The sequence below is a fragment of the Micromonospora sp. WMMA1947 genome, from assembly GCF_027497355.1.
GTDB lineage: Bacteria > Actinomycetota > Actinomycetes > Mycobacteriales > Micromonosporaceae > Micromonospora.
This window is the reverse complement of sequence record NZ_CP114909.1, coordinates 5625839-5641225: the sequence shown is the minus strand read 5'-3', so window position 1 is coordinate 5641225 and position 15387 is coordinate 5625839. Positions and strand designations below refer to the sequence as shown.

Below are 15387 nucleotides of genomic sequence, written 5' to 3'. Positions count from 1 at the left end.
CCCGGGCCGGTCAGCCGGCGTCCGGGGGACCGGTCTCCACCAGACGCCCGTCGGCCAGGCGCAGCCAGCGGCCGACGTTGATCGCGGTGAGGAACCGCTCGTCGTGGCTGACCACCAGCAGTGCGCCGCGGTACGCGTCGAGCGCGCCCTCCAACTGACCGACGCTGACCAGGTCGAGGTTGTTCGTCGGCTCGTCGAGCAGGAGGAGATGCGGCGCGGGTTCGGCGCCCAGGACGCAGGCCAGTGTGGCGCGCAGCCGCTCACCGCCGGAGAGCACCCCGACCGGAAGGTGCGCTCGCGGGCCGCGGAACAGGAAGCGGGCGAGCAGGTTCATCCGCTGCGCGTCGGGGGCCTGCGGCGCGAACGCGGCCAGGTTCTCCGCCACGGTCCGGTCCAGGTCCAGCAGGTCCAGCCGCTGCGACAGGTACGCGATGCGGCCGTCGGCGCGCGTGATCCGGCCGCTGTCGGGTTCCAGGTCGCCGGCGATCAGGCGCAGCAGGGTGGACTTGCCGACGCCGTTGGCGCCGAGCAGGGCGATCCGTTCCGGACCGCGGATCGTCAGGTCGACGCCGTCGGCGGCGAACAGGTGCCGCCCGCCGTGCCGGATCCGGACCCGCTCGGCGCTCAGGAGGGTGCGTCCGGCCGGCACGGTGGTGGCGGGCAGTTCCACCGTGATCGTCTGCTCGTTGCGCAGGGCCCGCTCGGCCTCGTCGAGCCGAGCCCGGGCGTCGTCGACCCGTCCCGAGTGCATCTCGTTCGCCTTGCCCGCGGACACCTGCGCGTCCCGCTTCAGGCCGCCGGCGACGATCCTCGCCAGACCCGCGTTCTTGAGGTTGCGGGCGGCGTTGCCGGCTCGGCGGGCTGCCCGCTCGCGGGCCTCCTGCAACTCGCGCTTCTCCCGCTTGAGTTCCTGCTCGGCGCTGCGGACGTTCTTCTCCGCCACCTCCTGCGCCGCCCGCACGGCCGCCTCGTACGCGGTGAAGTTGCCGCCGTGGAACCGCATCTCGCCGCGGTCGAGTTCGGCGATGCGGTCCATCCGGTCCAGCAGCGCCCGGTCGTGGCTGACCAGCAGCAGGCAGCCGTGCCACTGCTCCAGCACGTCGTAGAGCCGGCGCCGGGCGTCCAGGTCGAGGTTGTTCGTCGGCTCGTCCAGCAGCAGCACGTCGGGCTGCTTCAGCAGTTGCGCCGCCAGGCCGAGGGAGACCACCTGCCCACCGCTGAGCGTGCCCAGGCGCCGGTCGAAGGCGAGGTCGCCGAGACCGAGCCGGTCGAGTTGGGCGCGGGTACGCTCCTCGATGTCCCAGTCGTTGCCGATGGTGGTGAAGTGCTTCTCGTCGGCGTCGCCGGCCTCGATGGCGTGCAGCGCCGCGATCAGCGGGGCGATCTCCAGCACCTGCGCCACGGTGAGGTCGGCGGCGAGCGGCAGGGTCTGCGGGAGGTAGCCCAGCACGCCGTCGACGGTGACCGACCCGGCGGCCGGCCGGTACTCGCCGGCGATCAGCTTGAGCAGCGTGCTCTTGCCGGCACCGTTCGGCGCGACCAGTCCGGTCCGGCCGCCGCCGAGCGTGAAGGAGAGGTTCTGGAAGACCGGGGTGTCGTCCGGCCAGGAGAAGGTCAGGTTCGAGCAGACGACGTAGGAGTCGGACATCGGGAAGACGACCTCGAAGGTGAGGGCGGGCGGACCTCAGCCGCCCGGCGGGGGACATGGTCTCGGGGAAGGACGAGGCGACCACGGCGTTCGGCGCTGACTCGCGCGTGCCGGTGGTCTGTCGCATCTGCGGGGCTCACCCGGAGATGTCGTCGTCGCCCGTCATGTCTGGTCTCCCTGCTTCTCGGACCGTCCGAGCCTAGATCGTGCCGGTACACCGTGCAACGACGTTGCGCGCCCGCCGGTCGCGCCGGAAACCGCGCCGCAGCGGCGTGACCTGCGTTACCTCTCGCCGAGACGGGAATGTGATCACCGGAGGCGCATTTGACTCAGGGTGTGAGTGCCGCACCCTCTTCCGCCCGGTCGCACGTCGGCCGGACGGAAGTAACCCAGACGACCGATGCCACCCCGACGCCCACCCCGGGCGACCTGATGAGCCGAGGCCGGCGCCTGAGGCTCGTGCTCGTCCTCGGCTCGCTGATCGCCGTGGGTCCGCTGACCATCGACATGTACCTGCCCGCGCTGCCCGCGATCGTCACGGACTTCGCGACCACGTCGGCGGCGGTCCAGCTGACGCTCACCGGGACGCTGGCCGGGCTCGCCGTCGGGCAGCTGCTGATCGGGCCGCTGTCGGACGCGGTCGGGCGGCGGCGTCCGCTGATCGCCGGTCTCCTCCTGCACATCGTGGCCTCGGCGCTGTGCGTCGTCGCCCCGAACATCGCCGTCCTCGGCGTCCTGCGCGTCGTGCAGGGCCTCGGTGTCGCCGCGACCGCGGTGGTGGCGATGGCGGTGGTGCGTGACCTGTTCAGCGGGTCGGCGTTCGCGACCATGCTGTCCCGGCTGCTGCTGGTGATGGGCGCGGCGCCGGTCCTCGCCCCGACGCTGGGCGGCGGTGTGCTGCGGTGGACCGACTGGCGTGGCGTGTTCGTGGCCCTGGGCGTCTTCGGGGTGCTGCTCGTCGTGCTGGCCACGCTCGCCCTGCCGGAGACGCTGCCGCCCGCGCGCCGTCAGCGCGGCGGGGTCGTGGCGACGGTGCTGAACTACGGCGGGCTGCTGCGTGACCGGGTCTTCGTCGGCCTGGTCCTGGTGGCCGGCCTGGCCATGGCGGCGCTGTTCGCGTACGTCGCCGGCTCGTCGTTCGTCCTCCAGGACACCTACGGCCTCGACGAGCAGGAGTTCGGGCTGGCGTTCGGTGCGGGGGCGGTGGGCCTGATCGGCGCGACCCAGTACAACGTGCGGCTGCTGCGTCGCTACTCGTCCCAGTGGATCCTGGTGGCCTCGCTGGTGGGGGGCACGGTGGCCGGGCTGGCGCTGCTGGTGTTCGCCGCGACCGGGTTCGGCGGGCTGCCCGCGCTGCTGGTGTCGCTGTGGGTGGTGCTGGCGGCGGCGGGTCTGGCCATGCCGAACGCACCGGCGCTTGCCCTGTCCCGCCACGGCGAGGCGGCCGGCACCGCGTCCGCGCTGCTCGGTGCGGTGCAGTTCGGCGTGGGCGCGGTCGCCGCGCCGCTGGTGGGCGTGCTCGGCACCGGCGCGGTGGCGATGGCCCTGGTGGTGGCCGGCGGGATGGTGGCGGCGCTGCTGGTGCTGCTGGTCGTGGTACGGCCCTCGCAGCTCGCCGGCCTGGAGGCGGATCCGGCGGTCGCTGTCGCGCACTGACCGGGCCGCCCGGATCGCGCCGCGTGCGCGCGGTGCCTACGCTGCTGCCATGAACCCCCCGGCCCGCATCCTGGTCGAGGGCGTCCACGGCTCCGGCAAGTCGACGCTCGCCGCGCTGCTGGCGCAGCGGTTCGGCCTGCCCTGGTATCCGGTCGACGACCTGCTGTGGGAGCCCGGCTGGGTCGAGGTGCCGGTGGCCGAGCAGCGTCGCCGGATCGACGCGATCTGCCGGCGCGACAGGTGGATCCTCGACGGCGCCTACCACGGCTGGCGGGACGTCGTCCTCGGCCGCGCCGACCTGGTGATCGGCCTGGACTATCCGCGCGGGGTCTCGTTCCGGCGGCTGCTGCGCCGCACGCTCGGGCGTCTGGCCAGCGGGGAGCAGATCTGCAACGGCAACCGGGAGACGCTGGGCAGCGTGCTGTCCCGGGACTCCGTCCTGGTGTGGCACCTGACCGGGTTCGGCCGGGCGCGGCGGCGGATGCGGGCCTGGGCGGCCGACCCGGCCGGGCCGTCGGTGCTGCTGTTCGACGATCCGGCCGCTCTCGACGACTGGCTGGCGCGCGGAGCGCCGGTGACGCCGCGGGCCGGGCCGGATCGCAGCGGCCTGCGACCGCTGACGTGACTACATCGGGAAGCGGCCCTGGCGCCACTGCCAGTGCCGGCCCGCCCGCAGGTGGTCGATCACCGCGCGCTGCAGCGCGGTGCGGCGCGGCAGCCGGTCCAGCGGCGTGTCCAGGGTGCGGAACACGAACCGCAGCACCTCGACGTCGCCGTCCAGCCCGGGCAGGTCCTGGTAGGGCTCCACGGCGAACCGCCGCTGGAACCGGATGATGTTGGAGTCCTCCGGCAGGTATTCGCGTAACTGCGGGTCGAGCAGCCAGGAGCCGCGGGAGAACGCGGTGTAGCGCTCGCCGGGGAAGTGGCGCGGGAAGAACGCGCGGGCCCGTTCCAGCGACGCGTCGACCGCCTCCGGGGGGAGCGGTCCCGAGTCCGGGATGTGCAGGCCGATCGCGTCGCCGTCGCCGCGCTGGTGCTGGAGCCGGCCCAGCTCGTAGAGGCCACCGCGCACGTGCAGCGTCAGCCAGCTCTGCATGACCGGCCAGCCCTCACCGTTCATCCGCCGGTCGACAGCGAGGTTGTTGCCCAGGTCGGCGAGCGTCGTCCAGGACACGTCGTCGGGGACGCCGTGGTCGCGGTGGTAGGCCCGGGTCACGTCGACCAGGGCGAGGTACTCGTACGCGTAGAGGTGCCGCCAGGCCGGGCCCCGGTCGCGGGGCAGCGCCGGGCCCGGTGGCGGCCAGCCGAAGCCGCCGAGGTCGGCGCGGACCAGGGCGATCGAGCGGTCCAGCAGCCAGCGCAGCTCCGGGGTCCACAGTGGTGAGCCGGGCTCCGGCCAGCCGGCCAGGATCTCGGCGGCGTCGTCGGGGCGGACCGCGAGCCGGTCCAGCAGCGCTGGTGCGTCCGCCCGGGAGGGCAGCGGCGTCGAGGGCAGGTCACCGGCGAGCCGGCGCACCCGGTCGACCTCCTCGGCCGGCACGCCGAGCCGGCCGGCGACGTCATCGACATCCATGGCGGTGACGCTACCGGCCGGCGCCTGCTCCGACAGCCCCGTGCGTGGTCAGCGCCGTTGCTGGCACGGCACGCAGAAGCGGGCCGAGGGCAGGATCTCCAGGCGGGCGGTCGGGATGTCCTGCCCGCAGCGCTCGCAGACGCCGTACGTGCCCTCGGACATCCGCTTCAGCGCCTGGGCGGTGTCCGCGACGCCCTGCCGGGCGGTCTCGATCAGCCGGCGCAGCGTGTCCGGGTCGTGGCCGCCGTGGTCGGGCTGCCGCGTGTGCACCGTCAGCTCGGTGAGCTGGTCGGTGTACTCGCCGAACTGCCGGTCCAGCAGTTCGCGCAGCGTGTCGGTGCGGTTGAGGGCGTGCGTCATGTCAGGCGCTCCTTTCCGGGCGGCGCGGGGTGTCGTGCGGGTGTCGCAGGGCCGAGATGGCGGCCATGCCGGCGCCGGTCAGCGCGGCGGTACGGGGTGACGCGGCCCGGTGGACGGTCGCGCCGAGCGTGGCGACCAGGCGGGCCGTCACGTCGGGCCGGGTGGCGCCGTCACCGATGACGATCGGGCCACGGGCCAGCGCGTCGCGGACCCGGGGCCGCAGCGTCGCGTCCTGTCGCAGCTCGCGTACCAACCGGGCGGTGGTGTCGGCGAGCATCGCGGCGGTCGTCGCGTGGTTGAGGTCCCGGGTGCCGACGTCGGCCCGGCGGGCGGCGACCACCCGGCCGTCCTCCAGCAGCGCCACCTCGGTGAGCTGGGCGCCGATGTCGGCGACCAGCAGCGTGCCGGCGGCGGCACCGGCGCCGATGGCGCCCGCCCGGACGCTGTCCAGGAACAGCAGCCGGGACGGCGCGAGCACGGCGGTGAGCACCCGCCGGGTCGCCTCCTGCTCGGCCGGCGCGGCGAGCACCGGCCGGCAGGCCACGACGAGCGCACCGACCGGCACCGGGGTGCGGTGGTCGCGCAGGATCCGCCGCAGCTCGGCGACGCAGGCCGGACCGTCGACGATCCGGCCGCGCCGGACCACGGGGCTGCGCAGGCCGTGGCCGAGCGGGACGCTCAGCGTCCGGCCCGGGCCCAGCCAGATCCGCAGCAGGCTGCTGCCGAGGTCCACGGCGACGGGCGCCTCGTCGACGGCCGCCGGCGGGCGGCTGCCGTGGGAGCGGCCGATCAGCATGCCGGTACGGGCCGGTGGGCGAATGGTGGTGAGAGGGTGCGGCATACCGACCTCTTTCGGATCAGGGTGCCCAACGGGGCGGTGGATCGTGCGGGGGAGGGGCGTGGCCGGGGACGCGGGCGCCGGATCAACTCGACGGCGCCGGCGGGCCGGGGCTCAGACGCGCTTCTGGTCGCCGCTCGCAGATCGGGACGCGACGAGACCGGCGAACACCGGTGGTGGAGCCATCGACGTGCGGGTCATGCTCACCACCTCCTCGCTTCTCGGGTACCGCCTCGGACCTCCAGCGTCGCCGGGAACGGCACGCGCGGCAGTGCGCACCACCGGCGAAGAAAGGGCGCAATGATTGCCGGTGGCCGGAACCCGGATTCGCCCACCCCCCGTGGCTATGGTTGACACATGGAGGTCGCGAGCCCATCTCGAACGTCCACCGCGTCGCCGTAGCGCCGGCCGGTTCCGGCGGCACCTCGGCGGCCGTGCCCGAAGGAGGTCCCCGTGATCATCGAACGTACGACCCTCCCCGGCATCGGGGTCCGGCACACGCTGGTCACCGAGGAAGGCCGTCGCATCGGGGTGATCGACTACCAGGTGGGCGGCCGCCGAGACGTCGTCCACGACGACCCGGACGACCCGGACCGCATGGTCACGTTCACCCTCACCCGCGACGAGGCGTCGGCCCTGGCCAACCTGCTCGGCTTCCCGGAGCTGGTGGCCGTACCGGCCTGAGCCGCCGGTCACACCGGCGGCGGCCCTACGTCGGCGTCGGTCCTACGCCGGCAGGGGACGGCGCGGCCAGTCCAGCGCCCGCGCGCCGAGCACGGCGGCGTGCAGCGTGAACCGGTCCCGCGCGTCGGCGGGGTCGTAGCCGCTCAGCGCCCGGATCCGGGCCAGCCGGTAGGTGACGGTGCGCACCGACACGTGCAGCCGGCGGGCCGCCTCGGTGGCGACCTCGCCGCAGGTGAAGTACTCGTTGAGCGTGTCCAGCAGCGGCTCGGCGCCGCCACGTGCCTGGGCCAGCGGCGTCAGCACCGCCCGTACCAGATCGACCATGGCGGGCTGGTCGCGCAGCAGCACCCGGTAGATCAGCAGGTCGTGCGCGTCGATCACGGACGCCTCGCTGTGCAGCCGCCGCGCCGTGGTGAGCGCCTCCCGGGCCTCCTCGTACGAGCGGGCGATGCCGTAGACGCCGGGGTGCGGGCGGCCCACCGCGACCTGCCACGGCCGGCCCCGCACCAGCCGGTCCAGCTCACCGTGCATGAGCGCGCCCAGGTGGCCGGTCGCGCCGGCGTCGCGGCCCCGGTCGGCGGCCACCGGGTCCGCCGGGGCGACCACCACGAGCAGCCCTTCCTTCGTGGCCACCAGCACGTCGCGGTCGCCGAGCCGGTCGAAGATGACCCGCTCCAGCGCGCTGATCGCCGCCTCCGTGTCGGGCAGTCGGCGGCCGGGCGCGGCGAGGGCGACCTGGTGCACCCGGGCCAGGTCCAGGCCGAACGGCTCGGCCCGCTCCACCAGCCCGCCCAGGTCGGAGTCGCCGCGCAGCAGGTCGTCGACGAGTTCCCGGCGCAGCGACTCCTCGCGCCGGACCAGTTCCCGGCGGGCCACCGCGTACCCCTCGGCGAGCGTGGCCACCGCGGTGTCGACCACGTGCAGGACGGCGTCGGCGGCGGCACGGACCGCCTCGCTGTCGTCGGACCGGTCCAGGTGCGGCAGCTGCCGCCAGACACGCCGCGCCGCGGACAGGTAGAGGCGTACCGCGCGGCCGGCGGAGATCCCCTGCTCGGCCGCGCGCCGGCCCAGCGCGCCGACCGCGTCGAGTTCGGCGCGGCGCGGGCGGCGGCCGGTCACCGCCGCGTCGGTCAGCAGCCGCAGGTAGTCGCCGAGCAGCTCCACCGGCACGCCGCCGGCGTCGGCGCCCGCCTCACGGGCCACCTCGGCCAGCCACTGCTCGTCCTCGCCGCCCGCGACCGCGGGCGGCCGGCGGACGCTGTCGGTCATCGTGGTCTCCCCGGACGGGGCCGGCACCGGACGCCGGCCCACCGCACCAGCCTAGGCGGCGGGTCCGGCACGGCCCGCGTCATCGTCGCGCCGGCGGTTCCGGGTCGATCACCAGCACCGCGCCGGTCCGCCGCCCGCCCCGGGGCCCGCGGGTCAGCAGCTCCGCCGTCCGCGCCGGATCGTCGCCGGCGGCCACCTGATCGAGTACGCGCAGCCAGCGCTGCCCGTGCGCGTCGGTGAAGCCGGTGCCGACGACGGCGATCGGGCGGCCGGTGACCGGGCCGGGCACGGCGGGTTCGCCCGGCTCCGTCGACCCGATCGCCGGTCCGGCCGGCACTCCGGCGAGTTCGGCCCGGCCGTCGGCGGCGACGACGAGATCCGGCGAGCCGCAGCGCACCGCCCGCACCGACCCGGCGCGGTCCACCTCCACGACGGTGGCGCGCAGGTGGCCCGCCGGGGCGAGATCGCGGACCACCTTCTCCAGCGCGTCGACCAGGTGCGGCAGTGCGCCTCGCGGCGCGGCGGCGGACCGGTGGAACGCCTGCTCGATCGCGCGGCGTCCGACGGGCGTGTCCAGCGCGGCGCCGGTGACCGTGCCGAGCAGGACGCGCAGGCCGCCGCCGCGGACCGGGACGGCGGCGCCGATCTCCCCGGCCGTGCCGCAGATCGCCAGCGCGGCGCTTCCCGGGCCGGCGGCGACGGTGAACACCGCGACGTCCGGTGGCCCGGCGGCGCGCGCCACGGTCGCCGTGCGCGTCCGGCGGCGGGCCCAGGCCAGGACCGGCACCGCGGCCAGGCTGGCCGCGGAGGCGAGCAGGGCCTGCGGATCGCTGCGGTGGCCGGGGATCACCGGTACGACGACCGACAGCACCACCAGCACGCCCGCCCATGCCGACACCAGCGCCGCGACCCGGGGGCGGGCCGAGACACCGAGCAGGCCCGGCAACAGCACCCAGCCCAGCGGCGTGCTGACCTCGGCGAGGCCCATCAGCATCGCGTTTCCGGTGGTGCCCGCCAGGGCGGCTCGCATCGGCAGCACGTCGGCCACCCTATCGGGCAGCCGCCGGAGGCCGAACGGTGTACCGGGCAGACCAAATCTCACTCCTTACCCGAAACACAGCGGAGCTGACACGACACGTTCGCGTGATTCTCTCGACATACCGTCCCGCGGCCTCGCCGGTTAGGGTTGACGTACCGCAGGTCGATCTTGAGGAGTGTGTGTGCTGGTTCTGGTGGCGGTCCATGCGTTCGCAGCCGTGACCGCCCCCGTGCTGGTACGCCTCCTGGGTAGACGTGCGCTCTACCTGCTGGCCGCCGTCCCGGCGGCGGCGCTGGTCTGGGCGCTGACCCGGACCGAGACGGTCCGCTCGGGCCGGCCGGTGGTGGAGACGGTCACCTGGGTGCCGCAGCTCGGGCTGGACCTCGCACTGCGGATGGGCACGCTGTCCTGGCTGCTGGTGCTGCTCGTCGGCGGCGTCGGCGCTCTCGTGCTGGTCTACAGCGCGCGCTACTTCGACTCCGACGATCCCAGCCTCGGCCGCTTCGCCGCGGTGTTCGTCGCGTTCGCCGGCGCGATGCTCGGCCTGGTGGTCTCCGACGACCTGCTGCTGCTCTACGTGTTCTGGGAACTGACCACGGTCTTCTCGTACCTGCTGATCGGCAGCGATCCCACCAAGCGGGACAGCCGGCGGGCCGCGATGCAGGCGCTGCTGGTGACCACGCTGGGCGGCCTGGCGATGCTCGCCGGATTCGTGATGCTGGGCCAGCACGCCGGCTCGTACCGATGGTCGGAGATCGCCGGAAATCTGCCCGAGGGCGGCTACCTCACCGTCGCGCTGGTGCTCGTCCTGCTCGGCGTGACCAGCAAGTCGGCGATCTTCCCCTTCAGCTTCTGGCTGCCGCGGGCCATGGCCGCGCCCACACCGGTCAGCGCCTACCTGCACGCCGCCGCCATGGTCAAAGCGGGCGTGTTCCTGGCCGCGCTGATGGGCCCGGCCGTCGGCCAGGCCACCGTGTGGCGCGCCATTCTGGTCGGCGGCGGCCTGATCACCCTGTTCCTCGGCGGCTGGACGGCGCTGCGTCAGGTCGACCTCAAGCTGCTGCTGGCGTACGGCACCGTCAGCCAGCTCGGCCTGCTCATGGTGATCCTCGGCGCGGGCACCCGCGACACCGCCCTGGCCGGCGCCGCGATGCTGCTGGCACACGCCCTGTTCAAAGCCACACTGTTCCTCGTCGTCGGCGTCGTCGACCACGTCACCGGCACCCGCGACCTGCGCGAGCTCAGCGGCCTGGGCCGGCGCGCGCCCGTGCTGGCGGCCGTCGCCGGGCTCGCCGCCGCGTCCATGGCGGGCCTGCCGCCGCTCATCGGCTTCGTGGCCAAGGAGGCCGCGCTCGAGGCGTTCCTGCACGGCGGCACCGTCGAACTGGTGGTGCTCGCCGGCGTGGTGGCCGGCTCGGCGCTGACCGTCGCGTACACCGCGCGGTTCCTGTGGGGCGCCTTCGCCGCCAAGCCCGGCGTGGCGGAGACCCGGCCGCACCGGATCGAGCCGGCGTTCATCGGCCCCCCGGCGGTGCTCGCCCTGGCCGGCCTCGCGGTCGGCGTCCTCGCCCCGGCGGTGGACCGGGTGCTGGCGCCGTACGCCGACCAGTTCCCGACCGCCGACCCCGGCTACCACCTGGCGCTCTGGCACGGCCTGACCCCGGCGCTGGGCCTGTCGGCGCTGGCGGTGGCCTCCGGGCTCGGGCTGTTCCTGCTGCTGCACCGCCGCCGTCCCTACCTGCCACGGCTGCCCTTCGACGGCGCCTCCGGGTACGACCGGCTGGCCGGCGCCGTCGACCGCGCGGCGGTGGAGCTCACCGGCGCCACCCAGCGCGGCTCCCTGCCGTTCTACCTCGGCGTGATCCTGCTGGTGCTGGTGATCATGCCGGGCGGCGCGCTGCTGGCCGGCGCGCCCTGGGCGCAGCGGTTCCAGATGTGGGACACGCCGTTGCAGGCCGTCGCGGGCGCGGTGGTCGTCGTCGCCGCGCTGGTGGCCGCCCGCGCCCGCCGCCGGCTCACCGCGATGATCCTGGTCGGGGTGACCGGCTACGGCACGGCGCTGCTGTTCATCCTGCACGGCGCGCCGGACCTGGCCCTCACCCAGTTCCTGGTGGAGACCGTCACGATCGTGATGTTCGTGCTGGTGCTGCGCCGCCTGCCGCGCCGGTTCTCGGCCCGCCCGATCCGCGCCACCCGGCGGTTCCGGGTCGCGCTCGGCGTGGCCGTCGGCCTGGTCACCGCCGGCATGGCGTACGTGGCGGCGGGCAGCCGGACGGCCGTCCCGATCTCGGTCGGCTTCCCGGACGAGGCGGTGTCCTACGGCGGCGGCAAGAACGTGGTCAACGTGACGCTCGTCGACATCCGTGCCTGGGACACGATGGGCGAGATCGCGGTGCTGGTGGTGGCCGCCACCGGCGTGGCCAGCCTGATCTTCCGCCGCACCCGCGCGCTGGACCTGCGCAGCGGCATCCCCGGCGCCGGCCGGCAGCAGTCGTCGCGCCCGCGCTGGCTCACCACCGGCGCGACCTCCCGGCAGCAGTCGGTGATCCTCCAGGTCGTCACCCGGCTGCTCTTCCACGCCATCCTGCTGTTCGCCATCTACCTGCTCTTCTCCGGCCACAACGCGCCGGGTGGCGGGTTCGCCGCCGGGCTGGTCGCCGGCCTCGGCCTCGCGGTGCGATACCTGGCGGGCGGGCGTACCGAACTCAACGGCGCCGCGCCGGTGGACGCCGGCCTGGTGCTCGGCGCGGGACTGTTCGTCGCGGTCGGCACCGGCGTCGTCGCGATGCTGCTGGGCGGCGAGTTCCTGCAGAGCGCGACGCTCGACTTCCACCTGCCGCTGCTGGGCCACGTCCACTTCGTCACGTCGGTGTTCTTCGACGTCGGCGTGTTCCTCATCGTGGTCGGCCTGGTGCTGGACATCCTGCGCAGCCTGGGCGCCGAGATGGACCGCCAGGAGGAGGACGACGAGCAGCAGAACGAACCGGCCGGCGTACGGGAAGAGGAGCTGGTGTGAGCCCGAACATCCCCAACCTGGTCTACATCCTGGTGATCGGCGTCCTGTTCGCCACCGGGGTCACGCTGCTGCTGGAACGCAGCCTCACCCGCGTCCTGATGGGGGTCATCCTGCTCGGCAACGGCGCGAACCTGCTGCTGCTCACCGGCGGCCGGGCCGGCGGCCCGCCGATCGTCGGCACCTCCGCCGAGGAGGACATGTCCGACCCGCTGCCCCAGGCGATGGTGCTGACCGCGATCGTCATCACGCTCGGCATGACCGCCTTCCTGCTCGCTCTGGCCTACCGGAGCTGGCACCTCAACGGCCACGACGAGGTGCAGGACGACGTCGAGGACCGCCGCATCATGGAGCTGGCCGACCGGGACGAGGGGCCCGGCACCGCCGACGCCGACGCCGACGTCGCCGACGGCAGTCCCGAGGCCCGGGTCCTGGCCACCGCCGAGGCGGAGGGGGGCCGATGACCTGGCTCGTTCCGCTGCCGGTGGTGATGCCACTGCTCGGCGCCGCCCTCACCCTGCTGCTCGCCCGGCGGGCCCGCATCCAGCGGTGGGTCAGCATCGTGGTGCTCGCCGCCACCGTCGCGGTCGCCGCGATGCTGCTGGTCCGCTCGTCGCTGGACGGCCCGCTGGTCGTGGAGGTGGGCGGCTGGGTCGCGCCGATGGGCATCGTGCTCGTCGCCGACCAGCTCGCCGCGCTGATGCTCGTGGTGTCCGCCTCGGTCACCCTGTGCGTGCTCGTCTACTCCATCGGGCAGGGCATGGCCGACGGCAACGAGGAGACGCCGCTGTCGGTCTACCACCCGACCTACCTCGTGCTGACCGCCGGCGTGTGCAACGCGTTCCTCTCCGGCGACCTGTTCAATCTCTACGTCGGCTTCGAGATCCTGCTGGTGGCCAGCTACGTGCTGCTGACGCTGGGCAGCACGGAGACGCGGATCCGGGCCGGCACCACGTACGTCGTGGTCAGCCTGCTGTCGTCGCTGATCTTCCTGGTCGCGATCGGCCTGGTCTACTCCGCCACCGGCACGCTGAACCTGGCGCAGCTCGCCGACCGGCTGGACGCGCTGCCCGACGACATCCGCCTGGTGCTCCAGGGCATGCTGCTGCTCGCGTTCGGGATCAAGGCGGCGGTGTTCCCGCTGTCGGCGTGGCTGCCGGACAGCTACCCGACCGCGCCCGCACCGGTCACCGCCGTCTTCGCCGGCCTGCTCACCAAGGTCGGCGTGTACGCGATCATCCGTACCGAGACGCTGCTGTTCCCCGGCGGCCGCACCGCCGACCTGCTCATGGTGATAGCGGCGCTGACCATGGTGGTGGGCATCCTCGGCGCGGTGGCCCAGTCGGACATCAAACGGCTGCTGTCGTTCACGCTGGTCAGTCACATCGGCTACATGCTGTTCGGGGTCGGCCTGACCACCCCGCTCGGCCTGTCCGCGGCGATCTTCTACGTGGTGCACCACATCACCATCCAGACCACGCTGTTCCTCGCCGCTGGCCTGGTCGAACGCCGTGGGGGCAGCACCGCGCTGGACCGCCTCGGCGGGCTGGCCCGGCTGTCGCCGCTCCTGGCGCTGCTGTTCTTCATACCCGCCCTCAACCTGGCCGGCATTCCACCGTTCTCCGGGTTCCTCGGCAAGCTCGGTCTCGTGCAGGCCGGCGTGGACGACGGCGGGTTCCTGGCCTGGGCGCTCGTCGCCGGTGGCCTGCTGACCAGCCTGCTCACCCTCTACGCCATCGCCCGGGTGTGGAACCTGGCGTTCTGGCGGGCCCCGCACCCGGACATGCCGGGGCCGGACGACGCCGACCGGGCGTCCCGGACCGAGGGCGCGGAGCAGCCGCACGAGGGCGCCTCCCTGGCCGGTGCCGTGCTGCCGCGACTGATGACCGTGCCGACCGCCGCGCTGGTGGTGCTCGGTCTGGCGCTGACGGTGGTGGCCGGGCCACTGTTCGACATCAGCACCGACGCCGCCGACGACCTGTTGCGCCGTGCCCCGTACGTGGAGGCCGTGTTCCCGGAGGGACCGCCGTGACCAGTCAGCCGAAAGCGCCGCTGACCGCCCGTGACCGCTGGCGCAACCGGGCCATCGCCGTGACCGGCCTGGTCACCGTCTGGGTGCTGCTGTGGGGCACCTTCAGTTGGGCGAACGTGATGAGCGGCCTGGTCGTCGCCGCGGTGCTGCTTGTGGTGTTCCCGCTGCCACCGGTGACGTTCGCCGGCCGGATCCGGCCGGTGCCGCTGCTGAGGTTCCTGGCCCGCTTCCTGCGGGACCTGGTCGTGGCGTCCGCGCAGATCGCGTGGCTGGCCGTGCGGTCCAACCACCCGCAGTCGGCGATCATCGGGGTGCCGTTGCGGGTGAACACCGACCTCAACCTGACCCTCAACGCCGAGGCCCTGTCGCTGGTGCCGGGCAGTCTGATCGTGGAGGCCGACCGGAGCACGGGCACGCTCTACGTGCACGTCATCGGCATCCGCAGCCTCGACGAGGTGGAGCGCTTCCGCCAGGGCGTGCTGGAGCTGGAGCAGCGCATCGTGGCCGCCGTCGGCTCGCCCGAGGAGCTGGAGCTGGTCCGTCGATCCGCACCCACCGGCCCGTCCGGGTCGGTCGACCTGGAAGGAGCACCGACGTGACAGTCGTCGCCGTGATCGTCACCGTGTTGCTCGTCGCGGCCGGTGGGCTCACCCTGGTCCGCATCATCCGCGGCCCGTCGATCCTCGACCGGGCCGTCGCGACCGACGTGCTGCTCGCCGTGGCGGTCGCGGCCATCGCGACCGAGGCGGCCTACAGCCGGGACGCCACCGCGCTGCCGGTGCTCGTGGTCCTCGCCCTGGTCGGGTTCATCGGCTCGGTGAGCGTCGCCCGCTTCGCCGCGCGGAGGAACCCGAAATGAGCCTCGACATGGTCCTGGACACCGTCGCCGGTGTCTGCCTGATCGCGGGCGCGCTGCTCTGCCTCGCCGCCGGCATCGCGCTGGTCCGCTTCCCGGACGTGCTGTCGCGGATGCACGCCGCGGCCAAGCCGCAGGTGCTCGGGCTGCTGCTGGTGCTGCTCGGCTGCGCGTTGCGGCTGCGTACCGGGGTGGACATCACCACGCTGGTCCTGGTGGGTCTGTTCCAGCTCGCCACCGCCCCGGTGGCGGCGCACATGGTCGGCCGGACCGCGTACCCGCACGACGACATCCGGCGGGACCTGCTGATCACCGACGAGCTGGCCGACCACATCGACCGGATCCGCGCGGACCGGGCCGGTGAGCCGAAGGAGTCGTCGCCGGTCCACACGTCCTGACGATCGCGAGCGCCGGAGCAG

Annotated in this window: 15 protein-coding genes; 9 read left to right on the top strand and 6 right to left on the bottom strand. The window is 74.0% G+C overall.

Features of this window, described 5'->3' with window-relative positions:
• Nucleotides 1-10: 10 nt before the first annotated feature.
• Nucleotides 11-1648, bottom strand: a complete 1638-nt coding sequence (abc-f, locus tag O7604_RS26620; RefSeq protein WP_281578153.1) for a ribosomal protection-like ABC-F family protein — start codon at nucleotides 1646-1648, stop codon at nucleotides 11-13.
• 432 nt (nucleotides 1649-2080) lie between these two features.
• Between abc-f and O7604_RS26615 the strand changes: the two genes are divergently transcribed.
• Both O7604_RS26615 and O7604_RS26610 read left to right on the top strand, forming a co-directional pair.
• Nucleotides 2081-3304, top strand: coding sequence for a multidrug effflux MFS transporter (locus O7604_RS26615; protein ID WP_269706737.1), 1224 nt, complete (start codon nucleotides 2081-2083; stop codon nucleotides 3302-3304).
• A 49-nt stretch (nucleotides 3305-3353) separates the two neighbouring features.
• Nucleotides 3354-3929, top strand: coding sequence for an adenylate kinase (locus O7604_RS26610; RefSeq protein WP_269706736.1), 576 nt, complete (start codon nucleotides 3354-3356; stop codon nucleotides 3927-3929).
• Here O7604_RS26610 and O7604_RS26605 read toward each other — a convergent pair whose 3' ends face one another.
• Genes O7604_RS26605 through O7604_RS26595 form a run of 3 tightly spaced genes read right to left on the bottom strand, consistent with a single transcriptional unit; the run spans nucleotide 3930 to nucleotide 6078 of the window.
• Nucleotides 3930-4877 carry an acyltransferase domain-containing protein gene (locus O7604_RS26605; RefSeq protein WP_281578152.1) on the bottom strand — a complete coding sequence of 316 codons (948 nt, stop codon included), beginning with the start codon at nucleotides 4875-4877 and terminating at the stop codon, nucleotides 3930-3932.
• 48 nt (nucleotides 4878-4925) lie between these two features.
• The gene (locus O7604_RS26600; RefSeq protein WP_269706734.1) at nucleotides 4926-5237 is read right to left on the bottom strand and encodes a TraR/DksA C4-type zinc finger protein; all 312 of its coding nucleotides are present in this window, start codon (nucleotides 5235-5237) and stop codon (nucleotides 4926-4928) included.
• A gap of 1 nt (nucleotide 5238) precedes the next feature.
• Complete coding sequence (locus O7604_RS26595; protein ID WP_269706733.1) at nucleotides 5239-6078, bottom strand: rod shape-determining protein; 840 nt, start codon at nucleotides 6076-6078, stop codon at nucleotides 5239-5241.
• Between the two features lie 450 nt (nucleotides 6079-6528).
• Between O7604_RS26595 and O7604_RS26590 the strand changes: the two genes are divergently transcribed.
• A complete protein-coding gene (locus O7604_RS26590) occupies nucleotides 6529-6759 on the top strand; it encodes a potassium transporter TrkA (protein ID WP_269706732.1) in 231 nt (76 codons plus the stop codon).
• A 42-nt stretch (nucleotides 6760-6801) separates the two neighbouring features.
• On the opposite strand, the gene O7604_RS26585 is transcribed toward O7604_RS26590, so the two are convergent.
• Both O7604_RS26585 and O7604_RS26580 read right to left on the bottom strand, forming a co-directional pair.
• Entirely contained in the window at nucleotides 6802-8028 is a 1227-nt protein-coding gene (locus O7604_RS26585; RefSeq protein WP_281578151.1) for a helix-turn-helix domain-containing protein, read from the bottom strand.
• Nucleotides 8029-8107: 79 nt separating this feature from the next.
• Nucleotides 8108-9058: a hypothetical protein gene (locus O7604_RS26580; RefSeq protein ID WP_281580008.1), complete on the bottom strand. Its 951-nt coding sequence runs from the start codon at nucleotides 9056-9058 to the stop codon at nucleotides 8108-8110.
• Nucleotides 9059-9248: 190 nt separating this feature from the next.
• Between O7604_RS26580 and O7604_RS26575 the strand changes: the two genes are divergently transcribed.
• Genes O7604_RS26575 through mnhG form a run of 6 tightly spaced genes read left to right on the top strand, consistent with a single transcriptional unit; the run spans nucleotide 9249 to nucleotide 15366 of the window.
• Nucleotides 9249-12083, top strand: a complete 2835-nt coding sequence (locus O7604_RS26575) for a Na+/H+ antiporter subunit A (RefSeq protein ID WP_281578150.1) — start codon at nucleotides 9249-9251, stop codon at nucleotides 12081-12083.
• Nucleotides 12080-12544 carry a Na(+)/H(+) antiporter subunit C gene (locus tag O7604_RS26570; RefSeq protein WP_281578149.1) on the top strand — a complete coding sequence of 155 codons (465 nt, stop codon included), beginning with the start codon at nucleotides 12080-12082 and terminating at the stop codon, nucleotides 12542-12544. The genes O7604_RS26575 and O7604_RS26570 overlap by 4 nt, the downstream gene beginning before the upstream one ends.
• Nucleotides 12541-14112: a Na+/H+ antiporter subunit D gene (locus O7604_RS26565; RefSeq protein ID WP_269706728.1), complete on the top strand. Its 1572-nt coding sequence runs from the start codon at nucleotides 12541-12543 to the stop codon at nucleotides 14110-14112. Before O7604_RS26570 ends, O7604_RS26565 begins: the two co-directional genes overlap by 4 nt.
• Entirely contained in the window at nucleotides 14109-14711 is a 603-nt protein-coding gene (locus O7604_RS26560; RefSeq protein ID WP_281578148.1) for a Na+/H+ antiporter subunit E, read from the top strand. The genes O7604_RS26565 and O7604_RS26560 overlap by 4 nt, the downstream gene beginning before the upstream one ends.
• A complete protein-coding gene (locus O7604_RS26555) occupies nucleotides 14708-14971 on the top strand; it encodes a monovalent cation/H+ antiporter complex subunit F (protein WP_269706726.1) in 264 nt (87 codons plus the stop codon). The genes O7604_RS26560 and O7604_RS26555 overlap by 4 nt, the downstream gene beginning before the upstream one ends.
• A complete protein-coding gene (mnhG, locus tag O7604_RS26550; RefSeq protein ID WP_269706725.1) occupies nucleotides 14968-15366 on the top strand; it encodes a monovalent cation/H(+) antiporter subunit G in 399 nt (132 codons plus the stop codon). Before O7604_RS26555 ends, mnhG begins: the two co-directional genes overlap by 4 nt.
• Nucleotides 15367-15387: the final 21 nt, after the last annotated feature.

What these genes read in the sequence shown, in the direction of transcription:
- abc-f (WP_281578153.1), bottom strand. Translation starts at nt 1,648, where the DNA reads ATGTCCGACTCCTACGTCGTCTGCTCGAACCTGACCTTCTCCTGGCCG.
- O7604_RS26615 (WP_269706737.1), top strand. Translation starts at nt 2,081, where the DNA reads ATGAGCCGAGGCCGGCGCCTGAGGCTCGTGCTCGTCCTCGGCTCGCTG.
- O7604_RS26610 (WP_269706736.1), top strand. Translation starts at nt 3,354, where the DNA reads ATGAACCCCCCGGCCCGCATCCTGGTCGAGGGCGTCCACGGCTCCGGC.
- O7604_RS26605 (WP_281578152.1), bottom strand. Translation starts at nt 4,877, where the DNA reads ATGGATGTCGATGACGTCGCCGGCCGGCTCGGCGTGCCGGCCGAGGAG.
- O7604_RS26600 (WP_269706734.1), bottom strand. Translation starts at nt 5,237, where the DNA reads ATGACGCACGCCCTCAACCGCACCGACACGCTGCGCGAACTGCTGGAC.
- O7604_RS26595 (WP_269706733.1), bottom strand. Translation starts at nt 6,078, where the DNA reads ATGCCGCACCCTCTCACCACCATTCGCCCACCGGCCCGTACCGGCATG.
- O7604_RS26585 (WP_281578151.1), bottom strand. Translation starts at nt 8,028, where the DNA reads ATGACCGACAGCGTCCGCCGGCCGCCCGCGGTCGCGGGCGGCGAGGAC.
- O7604_RS26580 (WP_281580008.1), bottom strand. Translation starts at nt 9,058, where the DNA reads ATGCGAGCCGCCCTGGCGGGCACCACCGGAAACGCGATGCTGATGGGC.
- O7604_RS26565 (WP_269706728.1), top strand. Translation starts at nt 12,541, where the DNA reads ATGACCTGGCTCGTTCCGCTGCCGGTGGTGATGCCACTGCTCGGCGCC.
- mnhG (WP_269706725.1), top strand. Translation starts at nt 14,968, where the DNA reads ATGAGCCTCGACATGGTCCTGGACACCGTCGCCGGTGTCTGCCTGATC.